The sequence below is a fragment of the Salinicola sp. genome (assembly GCF_982684285.1).
The window spans coordinates 1-15,960 of sequence record NZ_CEXLVS010000081.1 but is presented as its reverse complement, the minus strand read 5'-3'; the positions used below and the strand labels follow the sequence as shown (position 1 = coordinate 15,960).

The following is a 15,960-nucleotide window of genomic DNA, read 5'->3' as shown; positions in this document are numbered from 1 at the left end:
CTACGAGATCGCTTCGATCTCCGGCTGCTCCATGGGTGCCCTGATCGGCGGAATCTATGCTGCCGGCAAGCTCGATGCGTATCGCGACTGGGTCTGTCAGCTCGACTATTTCGACGTGCTTCGGCTGGTCGACATCACCTGGAGCGCCATGGGCGCGATGCGCGCCGGCAAGGTGATGACCAAGCTGGAATCGCTGGTCGGTGACATCCGCATCGAGGATCTGCCGATGCCGTTCACCGCCGTGGCGACGGACCTGGGTCGGCAGCGCGAAGTGTGGTTTCAGAGCGGGCCGCTGCTGCGGGCGATCCGCGCCTCGATCGCGGTCCCGGGGATCATTACTCCGGTGCAGGAAAACGGCCACGTGCTGGTCGACGGCGGGCTGCTGAACCCGCTCCCGATCATCCCCACGGTGTCGGTGGAGTCGGATCTGGTGCTGGCGGTCAACGCCACCGCCCAGACGCCGCGGCCGGTAACGCTGGAGGAGTTGCTGCCGCCCGATCAGGCGGCCCAGGAGCACGCCCGCGAGATCGAGCGGGAGGCCGAGGGCAAGAGCTTCAGCGGCTGGCTGAAGAACGTGCGCACGCGGGTGCAGGGCATGGTGTCGTCGTTCAGCGAAGAGGAGGAGGCGTCCGAGAACGTCAGTTGGTCGAGCCAGACCGAGCGCGCCTGGAGCAAGCTGGACATGATGCTGGCCTCGTTCGATATCACCCAGGCCGCGCTGGCCAAGTACAAGATCGCCGGCTATCCGCCCGACATCCTGATCGACGTTCCCAAGAGCGTCTGCGGTGCCTACGAGTTCCATCGGGCGGAGGCGCTGATCGAACTGGGGCGCTATCTCACCGCCCAGGCCCTGGACCGCCATGAGCGCCAGCGCGACCGCACGACGGTGGCGGGCGAGCCGGTCGACGGCCGCCGCCATCCCTCCAGTAGCAGCGACCCCCAGGGGCGGCTGCCACTACCGTTGTCGTCGCCCAAGCGGCACGGTTGAAGGAGACGCGCCACGGCCGCCTTGTGCTCCGGCCCGCTCGGTGAACCAGTCTCTTCGGGGCGCACCACGTGATCTTCCAGTGTCGTGTCTCGCAAGTAACGCGAAGAAATATCGGATGCATGGCGTTGCCAGGCAAGGCGCGAGGAGGCGTCATAGTGGGGTCTATGGCAACGACGAGCAACGCCGCATGGCGGCGCCAGGGACCGATATTATGGGATGGTATTTGTGAGACACCACACTAGCTTTTCGAGTCGGCGCGAGTGCGCAGCAGGACGTAGAGCGCGCCGGTGCCGCCGTCGATGTCGCTCGCCGAACAGAATGCCAGCACGCGTGACCAGTTCTTGAGCCAGGCGTTGACGTGGCTCTTGAGCACCGGGTAGTCCGCGCCGCTGCCGCGATAGCCGCGCGCCTTGCCATGAACTACCAGCACGCAGCGAGTGCGGTTGGCGATGGCATCGTCGATGAACGATTCGAGCTCCAGGCGGGCCTCGTCGAGCGTGTAGCCATGCAGGTCGAGTCCGCCCTCCCAGCCGATCTGGCCACGCTTGAGCTGCGCGAAGGTTCTCGCCGGGAGGTCCGGGATCGAGAACGCCAGGCGCTGATGCGGCGTGACTGCCTCGACGCCGCCGTCGGACAGCCGCGACTGCACGACCGGCGGGGCCTGTTCGGCGGCTTCGCGGCGGGTGTCGGCGTTGATGTCGTTGCGACGTGGCTTGCCGACGGCGGCCCGGTTGACGCTGAGCCGCCTGACGCCGGCGGCTTTCAGCGCCTCGCGGAACGCGTTGTGATCGTCGTCGTCGCCTGGAGTCATGACCGTGGAACCTCTGCTTGCCGCCATCGTGCCGGCTGGAATCGTCTCGCGGCGCAAAGGGTAAACGATTCCGCGCTTCGTGGCTTGTCTGTGGGGGCCGGTTGGTGATGAATCAGCCCGGCTGTGAACCCGGCACCCTTGCGGGTACAATCGTCGTCCGTTTTTCAGTCAGATGCGAGCCCCGTCCATGCCCCCTCTGCAGTCGACCTTGACGCTAGCCGACGATGTCATCGTTGCCGATCTGTTCAGCGTGCGTGACTGCCTGCGTTGGGCAACCAGCGAATTCCACGCCCACCGTCTCCATTTCGGGCACGGCACCGACAGCGCCTGGGACGAAGCGGTGGCGCTGGTGCTGGGGGCGCTGCACCTGCCCTGGGACGTCGATCCGGCGGTGCTCGACTCGCGCCTGCTGGGCGTCGAACGCGGACGTATCGTCGCGCTGGTGCGAAGTCGGATCGAGACGCGCCGGCCGCTGCCGTATCTGCTCGGCGAGGCGTTCTTCGCCGGCTTCCCGTTCGAGGTCGACGAGCGGGTGCTGATTCCGCGCTCGCCGACCGCGGAGCTGATCGAACAGGGCTTTTCGGCCTGGTTCGAGGAGATGCCGCCGGCGCGCGTGCTCGATCTCTGCACCGGCTCCGGCTGTATGGGCATCGCCACCGCGCTCCACCTGCCGACCTGCGAGGTGGACCTGGTCGATATCAGCCCGGAGGCGCTGGAGGTGGCAAAAGCCAATATCGTGCGTCACGACGTCGGCCGGCGCGTGCGCGCCGTGGCCTCCGACCTGTTCGAGGGCGTCGCCGGGCAGCGCTACGACCTGATCGTCAGCAATCCGCCCTACGTCGACAGTCGCGATCTGGCGGCGATGCCGGCGGAGTATCGCCACGAACCCGACCTGGCGCTGGGCGCCGGGCGAGACGGCCTGGACATTGTGCGGCGTATTCTGCGCGAGGCGCGGACCTATCTGAACGATGGCGGTATGCTGATCGTCGAGGTCGGCAACTCCCAGCGCCATCTCGAGGCGGCGTTTCCCGAAGTGCCGTTTCTGTGGCTCGAGTTCGAGCGCGGCGGCGAGGGGGTGTTCGCGCTCGGTGCCGAGGATCTCGATGCCTACGCGGACCACTTCGCCGCGTCCCGCCCGGCCTGAACCTGAATCTTTCGCCCATTTCCTGAGGATCGCGCATGTCCGGCAACACCTTCGGCAAACTGTTCACCGTCACCACTTTCGGTGAGAGTCACGGCCCTGCACTGGGTGCCATCGTCGACGGCTGCCCGCCGGGACTCGAGATCAGCGAGGCGGATCTGCAGGTCGATCTCGATCGTCGCCGGCCCGGCTCCTCGCGTCACACCACCCAGCGCCGGGAGCCGGATCAGGTCAGGATCCTGACCGGCGTGTTCGAGGGCAGGACCACGGGCACGCCGATCGGACTGCTGATCGAGAACACCGATCAGCGCTCCAAGGATTATTCCAAGATCGCCGAGCAGTTTCGCCCGGCCCACGCCGACTACACCTACCACCACAAGTACGGGATTCGTGACTACCGGGGGGGTGGCCGCTCCAGCGCCCGGGAGACGGCGATGCGCGTGGCCGCCGGCGCCATCGCCAAGGCCTGGCTCTCGCAGCAGGGGATCCGCGTGCGCGGCTACATGAGCCAGCTCGGCCCCATCGAGATCGACTTCAAGAGCTGGGATGGCGTGGACGACAATCCGTTCTTCTGCCCGGATCCGGCCAAGCTGCCGGAACTCGAGGCGTACATGGATCAGCTGCGCCGCGACCAGGATTCGGTGGGCGCCAGGATCACGGTCATCGCCGAGGGCGTGCCGGTGGGGCTGGGCGAACCGGTGTTCGACCGGCTGGATGCCGACCTGGCCCACGCCTTGATGGGCATCAACGCGGTGAAGGGGGTCGAGATCGGCGACGGCTTCGGTGTCGTGGCTCAACGTGGCAGCGAGCATCGCGATGAAATGACGCCGCAGGGGTTTCTCTCCAATCATGCCGGCGGCGTGCTCGGCGGCATCTCCAGCGGCCAGCCGGTCGTCGCGCATCTGGCGCTGAAGCCGACCTCCAGCATCACCCGGCCCGGGCGTTCGATCGACGTGCACGGCGAGCCGGTGGAAGTGGTCACCAAGGGGCGGCACGATCCCTGCGTCGGCATCCGTGCCACGCCGATCGCCGAGGCGATGATGGCGCTGACGCTGATCGATCATCTGCTGCGCCACCGTGCCCAGAACGGCGACGTTCGCGTCGACACGCCGCGCCTCGGACTTGTCTGAGAACTGGCTGCGCTCGGCCATGCAGCGTCGAAAATCGACTCGGCATGCTCATTGACACCAGTAAACTCCGCTGCCTCGTCGATTTTGATTCGCTACGCTCACCCTTCGGGCCAGCCTTCGGCCGTTACTCCCTACGGTCGTTGCGCCTTGCCCGACCATCGCTCGCCGAGTTCCTCTGTGTTCAAAATTTTTCAAGAGGGCTCCTCGGAGCTATTGGTACGACAAGGTCGTCACGTCGATGAATCCTTATCCTCCTGCTGCCTGTCTCGCTGCTGGCGCTCCTTGACCTTGCGCTGGCGCAACTGCTGGCGGTAGCCATAGGTGGCGCTGCGGATCGTCTCGTCACTCTCCAGGCTCGACCCCAGCGCGCCGGCCACGGTCGCCACCGATGTCGCCAGCCACGCCAGTGCCGGAAAGGCGAGCCAGCCGACCGATTGGCCGACCGTCGACTCCAGCAGGCTGGCGGGTACGAACAGTACGACCGCCACCAGGAACAGCGCGAAGAGGATGACGTAATAGCATGCCACGCCCGCCAGTAGCGTCATGACCGTGGTCAGGTTGTAGAACCGGGTCAGCCGGGCATTGTGGGTATAGTGCTGTGGTTCCCATAAGCCGTGATCGAGGATCAACCAGACGATCATGGCGACGATCGCGGCGATCATCAGGGCGACGAAGCGATAGAGTTCATAGGCAGCGCTGAGTTTCCAGAGCGTCGGGAAAATCAGGCCGTAAGCCCCGGTGGCGAAGGCCACCGCGACGATCCGTCGGAACGCGGGCAGGATCGTCCAGGGGCGGTTCGCTCTCACCATGCCGCCCAGCAGCTTGGCGTAGCCCGGCCACTTGGTGGCACTGACGAAACGGACGTCGACGTTCCTCTCGCTGTCATCGGACGGCGTGACACGTTCTATCGGCACCAGGCGCTCGAAGAGCCGCGAGCCCATCAGCTCGCGGGAGTTGCTGTTACGGATACCGCTCTGCTCGCGGGCCTCACGGCCGTCGTCCATGTGCTGCTGCTGGCGTTCACGGTCACGGCGATCGCTGCCGTGATGCATCTCGTTGACCAGGTGCAGCATCGCCTCGCGCAGGCGCTGCCGGAGGGGCGAGATGCCCAGTGCCGGCAGGGAGATGATTGCGACGCCCAGGTTTTCACTGGCTTCCGCCAGCGCCATGCGCTCGCCACGCAGCAGCGGCAGGTCGGTGATGCAGACCACGTAATCCCAGCCGTTGGCGCGCTTGATGCTTTCGGCCTGCTCGATGACGTCGGCGGTCGAGTCGTCGGCGCCGATCAGCGGATCGGTGAGGCAGTCGACCCGCCACTGGTGGCGATCGTCGGTATGGCGTGCGAGCAGCTCGGGAAGCTCGTCGGCGATGAGGCTGGCGACCCGCTCCGGCAGTTCCGGCGCCGGCACCAGACCCAGCCGCAGGGTGCTTGAGGGCGTGTCCTGCTGTCGTGCCGATTCCCGGGACCTGCCCCGGTCTTCCTGCTCCATGGGTGACTGCTCCTTGATCCGAGTCCGCGGTTGATTGTGCCCTGGGCGGGTGTGACTAAGCGTAGTCGCTCCCAGTGCCTTCGGCGGCCCTGAGCGCGTCGAGTTCCGCGATCATCGCGCGCCCGGCGTTGGAGAGCGTGCGCTCCCGGTGGACCAGATACCCGAGCCGTCGCTCGATGGGCGGGTGCGCCACCGGCAGTACCGCGATCTCCTCGTCGATCATGCTCTCCGGAAGCACGCTCCAGCCCAGCCCGATGCCGGCCATCATCTTCAGCGTCTCCAGGTAGTTGGTGGAGAGCGCCACATCGATTGCCAGACCGGCCCGATTGAACGAATCCACCACGATGTCGCGCGTGAACGTGAGCGGACCCGGCAGCACCGCCGGATAGTCCACCAGCGTCGACAACGGCAGCTCGCCACGCGTCGTCAGCGGGTGTCCGGGCGCGGCGACGAAGCGCAGCTGGTCGATCCACACCGGCACCGACTCCACCTGGGGGTTGGGGTGCGGCGACAGCGTCACCACGGCGAGCTCGATCTCCCCGGTGATGACACCGTGGTAGGCCTGCTCGGAATCGAGAAAGCGCAGGTCTAGATCGACGTCCGGATAGCGCTGGGTAAACGCCTTGAGGGCCGGCGGCAGCCGGTGCAGACCCACATGGTGGCTGGTCGCCAGCGTCAGGCTGCCCTCGACGCTGCCACTCAGGTTGTGCAGCTGGCGGCGGCTATCCTCGACCAGTTGCAGGATCTGGCGCGCACGGGGCAGCAACAGCCGCCCGGCTTCGGTCAGGCTGACCCGGCGATTGATGCGATCGAAGAGTTTGGCGCCTGTCTGGTGCTCCAGCGTGGCGATGCGCTTGCTGATTGCCGGCTGGGTGAGGTGGAGCTGCTCGCCGGCCTGCGAGAATGAGGTCGTGTCGGCAACCGCGATAAAGGCCTGCAGGCTTTGGGTGTCCATGTGTCGAGATCCGGCAGATGAATTCGTTAATTCTGTTATGGAATCCAAAGCATAATCAAGATGAATTGATTTTATGCATGCGGCCGCCGTATCTTGGCTAACCCAACATTCGCGGCGTCACATGACGTCTCGATTCGCAAGCGTTACGTCACAAAAGCTGCTTCAGACAGTGTGACGGAGGAGAAAACAGACATGGCAAGCCAGACGCTCTACGACAAGCTGTGGGCGCAGCATTTGGTGACCCAGCGCGACGACGGGTCGGCGCTCATCTACATCGATCGTCACCTGCTGCACGAGGTCACCTCGCCCCAGGCGTTCGAGGGGCTACGCCTGGCCGGCCGCAAACCCTGGCGTCGCGACGCCAACCTGGCGACGCCGGACCACAACGTGCCGACCACGCTCAAGGAGCGCAGCGCCGGCAACGCCGGGATCCTCGACGACGTCTCTCGTATCCAGGTAGAAACCCTGGATGCCAACTGCGAGAGCTTCGATATCGAGGAGTTCCGGATCAATGACGAGCGCCAGGGCATCGTCCACGTGGTCGGGCCGGAGCAGGGCGCCACGTTGCCGGGCATGACGGTGGTCTGCGGCGATTCCCACACCGCCACCCACGGTGCCTTCGCGGCGCTCTCTCACGGCATCGGCACCTCCGAGGTCGAGCACGTGCTCGCCACCCAGTGCCTGATCGCCCAGAAGATGAAGAACATGCAGGTGCGCGTCGAGGGCAAGCTGGGTCTCGGCGTCACCGCCAAGGATATCGTGCTGGCCATCATCGGCCGTATCGGTACCGCCGGCGGCACCGGTTACGCCATTGAGTTCGCCGGCAGCGCGATTCGCGATCTCTCCATGGAGGGTCGCATGACGATCTGCAACATGGCGATCGAAGCCGGGGCCCGCGTCGGCCTGGTGGCGGTGGACGACAACACCATCGATTACCTGAAAGGGCGGCCCTTCGCCCCCGCTGCCGATCAGTGGCCGGCCGCCGTCGAAGCCTGGCGCGATCTGGTTTCCGACGACGGCGCGCATTTCGACAAGGTCGTCGAACTCGACGCCGCCGAGATCGAACCCCAGGTGACCTGGGGGACCAGTCCGGAAATGGTCGTCAACGTCTCGGCGAGCGTGCCGGATCCGAACGACGCCGCCGACGAGACCGTGACCCAGGGCATGACCCGGGCACTCGAATACATGGGGCTGTCGGCCGGACAGAAGATCACCGACATCCAGCTCGACAAGGTGTTCATCGGCTCCTGCACCAACTCGCGGATCGAGGATCTGCGCGAGGCCGCCAAGGTTGCCAAGGGTCGCAAGGTCGCCGACAACATCCAACTGGCCATGGTGGTGCCGGGCTCCGGCCTGGTGAAACGGCTGGCCGAGGCGGAAGGGCTCGACAGGATCTTCGTCGAGGCGGGCTTCGAGTGGCGCGAACCGGGCTGTTCGATGTGCCTGGCGATGAACGCCGACAAGCTGGGCGCCGGCGAACGCTGCGCGTCGACCTCCAACCGCAACTTCGAAGGTCGTCAGGGCTACGGCGGGCGCACCCATCTGGTGAGCCCGGCGATGGCGGCGGCGGCGGCCATCGAGGGGCATTTCGTCGATGTTCGCGAGTACGACTATGACCGGGACAGTGCACGGGAGATGAGCGCATGAAGAAGTTCGAACGTCTGCAGGGTCTGGTCGCGCCGCTGGATCGCGCCAACGTCGATACCGACCTGATCATCCCCAAGCAGTTCCTGAAATCGATCAAGCGCACCGGGTTCGGTCCCAACCTGTTCGACGAGTTGCGTTATCTCGACGAGGGCTACCCGGGCCAGGACGCGTCCAGCCGGCCGCTCAATCCGGATTTCGTGCTCAACCAGTCGCGCTATCGCGATGCGCAGGTATTGCTGGCAAGGCGTAACTTCGGCTGCGGCAGTTCCCGCGAGCACGCGCCCTGGGCGCTGGACGATTTCGGTTTCCGCGTGGTGATCGCGCCGAGCTTCGCCGATATCTTCTACAACAACTCGTTCAAGAACGGGATCCTGCTGATCGCTCTGGACGAGGCGACGGTGGAGCGGCTGTTCCAGGAGACCGAAGCCAACGAGGGCTATCGTCTGGACATCGATCTCGAAGGACAGCGGGTGATCACGCCGAGCGGCGAGGCGATCCCGTTCGAGGTCGATGCCTTCCGCAAGCACTGCCTGCTGGAGGGGCTCGACGATATCGGCCTGACCCTCGAGCAGTCCGGCGCGATCCGCGATTTCGAAAGTCGTCATCGCGCCGCGCGTCCGTGGCTGTTTCGCGATGCCTGACCCCCGCGGCAACGCCGACCACGGCGCCGTGGTCGAGCGTCAGTTCGGCAGTCGGGCGGCGGCCTATCTGAGCAGCAGCGTGCACGCCCAAGGGCAGGAGTTCGCCCAGCTGCGCGAGCGGGTCGGCGCGATCGATGTCCCCCGCGTGCTGGATCTCGGCTGTGGCGCCGGTCACGTGAGTTTCCAACTGGCCGATCTGGCGGTGGAGATCGTGGCCTACGACCTGTCGCCGCGAATGCTTGCGGTGGTGAGCGAAGCGGCCGGCGATCGCGGCTTCGGCAACATTCGCACGGTGCAGGGTGTCGCCGAGTCGCTGCCGTTTGCGGACGACAGTTTCGACGTGGTGTGCAGTCGCTTCTCCGCGCATCACTGGCGCGACGTCGGGTTGGCGCTGCGCGAAGCGAGGCGCGTCCTGAAGCCGGGTGGCCTGGCGGCATTCATCGATGTCGCGGCGTCCGAACAGCCGCTTTTCGACAGCTTCCTGCAGACCGTGGAGATGCTGCGCGACACCAGTCATGTGCGCGACTACGCCCCGAGTGAGTGGGCGCAGATGGTTGGCGAGGCCGGGCTGGTGGTGACTGCCAGCTCGCGCCAGCGCCTGCGGCTGGATTTCGAGACATGGATCGCGCGCATGCGCACGCCGGATGTGATGCGCGATGCGATCCGCCACCTGCAGAGCCAAGTCGGCCAGGAAGTGCGGGACGCCTTCGAGATCGGTGAGGATGGTTCCTTCACGACCGACATGCTGGTGTTGTGGGCCACGAAGTGACACATCAAGGAACACGCTTGAGGACAATGCATGAGCAAGAAGATTCTGGTTCTCCCCGGTGACGGCATCGGCCCGGAAATCACCGCGGAAGCGGTCAAGATACTGAATGCGTGCCGCGAAGCTGGCCTGGACGCCGAGCTGGAAGAGGCGCTGGTCGGCGGTGCCGGTTTTGATGCCGAGGGGCACCCGCTGCCCGAGTCGACGCTGGCCAAAGCCAAGGCGGCCGATGCGATCCTGCTTGGCGCCGTGGGTGGGCCGAAATGGGATACGCTCGAGGATCTGAGCAAGCGCCCGGAGAAGGGGCTGCTTGGCCTGCGCAAGAACCTCAACCTGTTCGGTAACCTGCGCCCGGCGCTGCTCTATCCGCAGCTGGCCGAGGCCTCGACGCTGAAGCCGGAAGTGGTCTCCGGGCTCGACATCATGATCGTGCGCGAGCTGACCGGTGGCATCTACTTCGGCCAGCCCCGCGGCATCGAGGAGCGTAACGGCGAGCGGGTCGGTTTCAACACCTACGTCTACGCCGAATCCGAGATCGAGCGGATCGGTCGCGTCGCCTTCGAGATGGCGCAGAAGCGGGGCAAGAAGCTCTGCTCGGTGGACAAGGCCAACGTGCTCGAAGTCACGATTCTGTGGCGCGAGGTGATGAACCGACTGGCGCCGGAATATCCCGACGTCGAGTTGACGCACATGTACGTCGACAACGCCGCCATGCAGCTGGTACGGGCGCCCAAGCAGTGCGACGTGGTGGTGACCGGCAACATGTTCGGCGACATTCTCTCCGACGCCGCCGCCATGCTCACCGGCTCCATCGGCATGCTGCCGTCGGCGTCGCTCAACGAGCGCCCGCAGGGCATGTACGAGCCGTGTCACGGCAGTGCCCCGGATATCGCCGGCCAGGGGTTGGCCAACCCGCTGGCGACGATTCTGTCGGTGGCGATGATGCTGCGCTATTCGCTGAGCGAGCCCCAGCTTGCCGATCGTATCGAGCGGGCGGTCGGCAAGGTGCTGGATCAGGGCCTGCGTACCGCCGATATCGCCTATCCGGGCACCCGTCAGGTCTCCACCAGCGAGATGGGCGATGCGGTGCTGGCGGCCTTCGCCGAGGCCTGAGCGCGTTCGACGCAGCAACGCGGCTCACGGCGTATGGCGCGAACAGGCCTGTACCAATGCGCTATAATGCGCCTTCAAGATTGACAGGATGCGACGACTCGAACGGGTCGTCGTGTCGATTCAGGACATTCAAAAACGCTTCGGGGTACGCCAACTATGTTGAAAGTCGGATTCGTCGGCTGGCGCGGGATGGTCGGTTCCGTGCTGATGCAGCGCATGCTGGACGACAACGATTTCGCCGGGCTCGAGCCGGTGTTCTTTTCCACCTCTCAGGCAGGCCAGGCCGGTCCCGACATCGGCGTCGACGTGCCGGCGTTGAAGGATGCCAACGACATCGAGTCGCTCAAGGCGATGGACGTGATCGTCACCTGCCAGGGCGGGGATTACACCGGCGCGGTCTATCAGCCGCTGCGCCAGGCGGGCTGGAAAGGCTACTGGATCGATGCGGCCAGCACCCTGCGCATGGCGGATGAGTCGACCATCGTGCTCGATCCGGTCAACCGTCACGTGATCGATGCCCAGCTCGCCAAGGGCGCCAGGACCTTCGTCGGTGGCAACTGTACCGTCAGCCTCATGCTGATGGGCCTCGGCGGCTTGTTCGAGGCCGGTCTGGTCGAATGGATGACCTCCATGACCTATCAGGCGGCCTCCGGTTCCGGGGCCAAGCACATGCGCGAACTGCTGTCGCAGATGGGCGCGCTGCAGTCGGCCGTGGCCCGCGATCTCGCCACGCCATCGAGCGCGATTCTCGACATCGACCGCGATGTTACCGCCGCCATGCGCGGCGGCGAATTCCCGGTCGACAACTTCGGCGCGCCGCTGGCCGGCAGCCTGCTGCCGTGGATCGACAAGGCGATGGAAAACGGCCAGAGCAAGGAAGAGTGGAAGGGCGGCGTCGAGACCAACAAGATTCTCGCCACCGGCAACAACCCGATTCCCATCGACGGCCTCTGTGTGCGTATCGGCGCGATGCGCTCTCACAGCCAGGCCTTCACCATCAAGCTCAAGCAGGACGTGCCCATCGACGAGATCGAGGATCGTCTGGCCAGGCACAACGACTGGGTCCAGGTCGTTCCCAATGACAAGGACGCCACGTTGCAGCATCTGACGCCGGCGGCCGTCAGCGGTACGCTGACAGTACCGGTGGGCCGACTGCGCAAACTGGCCATGGGCGGGGAATACCTGACCGCATTCAGCGTCGGGGACCAGCTGTTGTGGGGTGCCGCCGAGCCGCTCAAGCGCATGCTCAAGATTCTTCGCGAGCAGGCGTGAGCCCGCGCCAATCACGATAGCGTCTCGATCGAGACCATTATCGAGCCCCGTCGGTTAACGCCGGCGGGGCTTTTTGCGTTGGGGCGGGCCCCGGGATTGGCTTGTCGCCGATCCGATTTCGGTAACTGTAATGTTTCTGAATGTTAAAGTTCGATGCGCCGTTGCCGATGAGTGAATCGAGATTCACTCCAAGGCGTTGGCGAGGACACCATGCGGCGATGGCTCACAATGATGGCCGGCGGACTCTGTCTCGCAGTGGCCTCGTCGGTCCTGGCACTCGGCGTCGGCGATCCGCAGCAGGTATCCCCCCTCAATCGCCCGCTGCATGTGGTACTGCCCCTGACTGATGCGGGTGGCCTGTCGGTATCGCGGATTTCGGTGGCCGTCGCTGACGCCGAGGCCTATCGCCAGGCGGGGCTGACCCGCGACGCACTGGCCGACACCGTATCGGCCAAGGCCGTGCGTCAGGACGGCGAATTGACGTTGGTGCTCGACAGCCCGCGCCGGGTGCGGGAACCTTTCCTCGACCTGTTGCTGGTGGTGACCTGGCCGGACGGCCAGTGGCAGCGGGGCGTTTCGCTACTGTTCGATCCTGTCGACTACGCCAGTTCGCAGCCACTGCTGGATGGCGATGTCTCGGTGTCGTCAGGGCAGGCGACGATATCGCCCCTGTCGGCGCCGATGCCGGTGCGGACAGCGATAGAAGCGCCTCACGCCTGGCCTGCGCGTCTGCGCGTACAGCCGGGCGACTCACTGTCTGGCCTGGCGGCCTCGCTGCTGCCTCGCGCGGGCATCAGTCGCCAGGCGTTGATGGTGGCACTCTTTCAATCCAATCCCGCGGCCTTCATCGATGGTGATATCGGCCGACTGCGCGCCGGGGTCGATCTGACCGTACCCGCGCTCGACGTCGTTGCCGGGCTATCCCGTGGCGACGCCGTTACCCGCTTGCGGGCGCTCTTGGGGCGGGCCGGTGAAGAGCGCTCGCTCGTCGATATCGCAGGACAGCGGCCGGCCTCCCACCGGGTCGGGACGATGGATGGCCCCCGCTCCGCCACCCCGGAGCAACGCCTGGCCGAGTTGACCGCCGCAACCGAGCGGCAACGGGAGACCATCGACGCCTTGAGAGCCGAGCGCGACGAACTGCGCGGCGCGTTAGCGGCAACGGCGTCGCCATCCGTTGACCAGCCGGCGGGAGCTGTGACGCCGAGGGAGGGGCCCATGCCGGGATCGCCTTCTGCCGGGGAACAGCCTGACGAGGAAAAGCCTGACGGGGAAAAGCCTGTTGGGGAACAGCCTGACGGGACGGCCTCTGCCGTGAGCGATCCGGCGGTGGCCGAGGCCGCATCGTCAGCGACGCCGGTGGCCTCCGGCAAGGTGGCTTCCGGTGCCGAGACAGCGATGCCGGCCGCCTCTTCCCCGGGCGTTGCCCGCGCATCGGTCCCGCCGGCCTCGATGGGAGGGGCACTGGTGGATCACCTGGACTGGATCGGCGGCGGCGTGCTGGTGGTGCTGCTGGCGCTGTGGGGCCTCCTGCGACGACGGCGTCAGGCTGGAGGCGAAGGCCTCCTGGGCGCCGACGAGGCCTCTCCGAGCAGGGCGAAGGGGGCCCGGGCGAAATGCCAGACCGCGAAGGCGTCCCCGCTTCGGCGGGCGTCGGCTGGCGACGGGGATGCCGATTCCGTCTCGATCAGCCAGGCCGACATCTACATGGCCTACGGTCGCCATGCCGAGGCGCGTGACTGGTTGCGTCACCATCTCGCGGAACGGGAGGATGCCCAGCTTCGACTGGGCCTGCTGAGAGCGCTGGGGGAGCTGCGGGACATGGACGCCCTGGAAGTGGCGCTATCCGGCTTTGGCGCGGATGCCACGCCCGAACAGCGGCGGGAAGGGCAGGCCTTGGTCGACGACTACCGTGCCCGCCACGTGGAAGAGAGCTGGCAAGAAGCGACGGGCGATGGCATCGGGCAGGAGGGCGACCGGGAGTGGCTGGCGGAGGTGGAGGACGTCGATGCGCTGTTCGAGGCACAGGCGCTGCACACGCTCTCCGACGGAGACCTGGATAAGGCCGGCGGCGTCGCGACTTCCGAAACGCCCCCGTCTCGTCTGCGAGGCCCTCGTTCCGATACCGATGCGATCCACCGCCAGGACAGCTGGGGGAAAACCGAAGCCGAGAGACGGGACGCCGTGTCGGTGTCGTTCGACGACGAAGCGATAGAGGCCTTCGACGTGTCGGCAGCCTCGCCGCTCGTCGCCCGCATCGATTACGAAGCGCCGACGCTGGAGCTGGAGACCGAGCGGGCGGACGCCGCGCTCTCATCTTCCACCGCCAAGCCTGTCGCCGATTTCTCGGGGCTCTCTCTGGCATCCACGTCTCTGGAATCCCCGTCTCTCGATACCATGGCACACCCACTGGAGCCAGCGAAAGGGCCTTCGGGAGCCTCGGGAAAACGGGAATCCGGCAACGGAGCCATGGGGTCGAGGGGGCCGGCCCCGGAGTCGCCCGAGAACCGGGCAGACGATAGCAGGATCGGCCTGGCGGGCGACGCGCCTGGGTATCCTGGTATCGCTGGGAGCGCATCGAGGCTCCGGGGCGATGGCGCCTCCGGCCCCCGGCGCGAAGTTCCCGCCGGCCGGGACGTCGAGGAGGTGGAATTCCGGTCGTCGCATCGGGATAATGGGCGCCCCTAACGACTTTCGGCTGCACAGGTTTCGATGGCGTTTTTCTCCCGGCAGGATGACAACCAGCCGCTGACGGGCCGTTTGGCCCTTGGCGTCGAGTACGACGGCACGCACTACTGCGGCTGGCAACGCTTGCGCCACGCGCAATCGGTCCAGGGAACGCTCGAGGCGGCGTTGAGCAAGATCGCCGCCACGCCGGTGCGGGTACTCTGCAGCGGGCGCACTGACAGTGGCGTTCACGCCACGCGCCAGATCGTTCACTTCGATGCGCCGGTCGCGCGCACCCAGAAAGCCTGGCTGTTCGGCGCCAACGCGCAGCTGCCGCGGGATATCGCGGTGCGCTGGCTCAAGCCGGTCGCCGGCGACTTCCATGCCCGCTTCTCGGCGCTGGCCCGCCGCTATCGCTACCTCATTCTCAACCAGCCGACGCGCCCGGTCATGGAGCGGAACAACGTGACATGGTGCCGGGAGCCGCTGGATGCCGAGCGCATGCATCGCGCCGCTCAAGCCCTGGTCGGCGAACATGACTTCTCCAGCTATCGTGCCGCCGGCTGCCAGTCGAAGGTGCCGGTTCGTCATCTGCATTTCATCGAGGTGCGCCGCCTGGGGCCGCTGGTCATGATCGATGTCCAGGCCAACGCCTTCCTGCATCACATGATCCGCAATATCGCCGGCGTGCTGGTGGCGGTCGGGCGGGGAGACGAGGATGAAGCCTATCCCGCCAGGCTGCTGGCGCTGAAGGATCGTAGACTGGGTAACGTGACCGCGCCCGCCTGCGGGCTGCACTTCGTCGACGTGCGCTTCGACGAACGCTTCGCGTTGCCCGAGGAGCCGGTCGGGCCGAGCCTGATGGCGTTCCTCGGTGACTGGACCGGGGATCGGGACATGATTCCGGATACGCCGTTGATGCGGCGCCGCCGGGTATGGCCGAAATGGATCGACGATCAGGGGCGGGTGGTCGACCAGCATCCGCAGGCCGGGATGGAAACCGGTGAGGAGGTCTCGCCATGAGCACGAACATCAATCCGGTCAGAATCAAGATATGCGGTCTGACCCGGGCCGAGGATATTCGGGTCGCCATCGCTTGCGGGGCGGACGCGCTCGGTTTCGTGATGTGGGCGAACAGCGGGCGCGCCATCGATACCGACAGGCTCGCGACGCTGAGTGCCACGGTGTCGCCGTTCGTGACCCGGGTGGGCCTGTTCGTCGACCCGGGCGTGGCCGATATCGAAGCGTGTCTACCCCATCTCGACCTGCTACAGTTCCATGGCGACGAGCCGGCCGATTTCTGCGCGCGGTTCGGCAAGCCCTGGATCAAGGCGATACG

Annotated in this window: 14 protein-coding genes; 11 read left to right on the top strand and 3 right to left on the bottom strand. The window is 66.1% G+C overall.

Annotation, left to right across the window (positions count from 1 at the left end; all coding sequences use genetic code 11):
* The coding region (locus AC3AYF_RS09085; protein WP_295038708.1) for a patatin-like phospholipase family protein at positions 1 to 988 on the top strand (988 nt) is incomplete at its 5' end.
* Positions 989 to 1,226: 238 nt separating this feature from the next.
* Here the strand turns inward: AC3AYF_RS09085 and AC3AYF_RS09080 are convergent.
* Positions 1,227 to 1,799: a Smr/MutS family protein gene (locus AC3AYF_RS09080; RefSeq protein WP_149436321.1), complete on the bottom strand. Its 573-nt coding sequence runs from the start codon at positions 1,797 to 1,799 to the stop codon at positions 1,227 to 1,229.
* Positions 1,800 to 1,986: 187 nt separating this feature from the next.
* On the opposite strand from AC3AYF_RS09080, the gene prmB reads away from it, so the two are divergent.
* Both prmB and aroC read left to right on the top strand, forming a co-directional pair.
* Entirely contained in the window at positions 1,987 to 2,943 is a 957-nt protein-coding gene (gene prmB / locus AC3AYF_RS09075) for a 50S ribosomal protein L3 N(5)-glutamine methyltransferase (protein WP_239023857.1), read from the top strand.
* Positions 2,944 to 2,978: 35 nt separating this feature from the next.
* Entirely contained in the window at positions 2,979 to 4,070 is a 1,092-nt protein-coding gene (gene aroC, locus AC3AYF_RS09070) for a chorismate synthase (RefSeq protein ID WP_487779646.1), read from the top strand.
* Positions 4,071 to 4,300: 230 nt separating this feature from the next.
* On the opposite strand, the gene AC3AYF_RS09065 is transcribed toward aroC, so the two are convergent.
* Positions 4,301 to 5,560 (bottom strand): hypothetical protein, encoded by a 1,260-nt coding sequence (locus AC3AYF_RS09065; RefSeq protein WP_295038701.1) that lies wholly within the window; start codon positions 5,558 to 5,560, stop codon positions 4,301 to 4,303.
* 55 nt (positions 5,561 to 5,615) lie between these two features.
* Complete coding sequence (locus AC3AYF_RS09060) at positions 5,616 to 6,515, bottom strand: LysR family transcriptional regulator (RefSeq protein WP_295038699.1); 900 nt, start codon at positions 6,513 to 6,515, stop codon at positions 5,616 to 5,618.
* A 192-nt stretch (positions 6,516 to 6,707) separates the two neighbouring features.
* Between AC3AYF_RS09060 and leuC the strand changes: the two genes are divergently transcribed.
* The 8 genes from leuC to AC3AYF_RS09020 all read left to right on the top strand — a co-directional run.
* On the top strand, positions 6,708 to 8,162 hold the full coding sequence (gene leuC / locus AC3AYF_RS09055) for a 3-isopropylmalate dehydratase large subunit (RefSeq protein ID WP_149436325.1): 1,455 nt from the start codon (positions 6,708 to 6,710) through the stop codon (positions 8,160 to 8,162).
* Positions 8,159 to 8,803, top strand: coding sequence for a 3-isopropylmalate dehydratase small subunit (leuD, locus tag AC3AYF_RS09050; protein WP_295038694.1), 645 nt, complete (start codon positions 8,159 to 8,161; stop codon positions 8,801 to 8,803). Before leuC ends, leuD begins: the two co-directional genes overlap by 4 nt.
* Positions 8,796 to 9,572 (top strand): class I SAM-dependent methyltransferase, encoded by a 777-nt coding sequence (locus tag AC3AYF_RS09045; protein WP_295038692.1) that lies wholly within the window; start codon positions 8,796 to 8,798, stop codon positions 9,570 to 9,572. The genes leuD and AC3AYF_RS09045 overlap by 8 nt, the downstream gene beginning before the upstream one ends.
* 30 nt (positions 9,573 to 9,602) lie before the next feature.
* A complete protein-coding gene (leuB, locus tag AC3AYF_RS09040) occupies positions 9,603 to 10,682 on the top strand; it encodes a 3-isopropylmalate dehydrogenase (RefSeq protein ID WP_487779645.1) in 1,080 nt (359 codons plus the stop codon).
* A 156-nt stretch (positions 10,683 to 10,838) separates the two neighbouring features.
* A complete protein-coding gene (gene asd, locus AC3AYF_RS09035) occupies positions 10,839 to 11,954 on the top strand; it encodes an aspartate-semialdehyde dehydrogenase (protein WP_295038687.1) in 1,116 nt (371 codons plus the stop codon).
* Between the two features lie 210 nt (positions 11,955 to 12,164).
* Entirely contained in the window at positions 12,165 to 14,642 is a 2,478-nt protein-coding gene (locus AC3AYF_RS09030; protein ID WP_295038683.1) for a type IV pilus assembly protein FimV, read from the top strand.
* Between the two features lie 24 nt (positions 14,643 to 14,666).
* Positions 14,667 to 15,644, top strand: coding sequence for a tRNA pseudouridine(38-40) synthase TruA (gene truA, locus AC3AYF_RS09025; RefSeq protein ID WP_295038678.1), 978 nt, complete (start codon positions 14,667 to 14,669; stop codon positions 15,642 to 15,644).
* A partial coding sequence (locus AC3AYF_RS09020) for a phosphoribosylanthranilate isomerase (RefSeq protein WP_487779644.1) occupies positions 15,641 to 15,960 on the top strand: 320 nt, incomplete at its 3' end. The genes truA and AC3AYF_RS09020, both read left to right, overlap by 4 nt.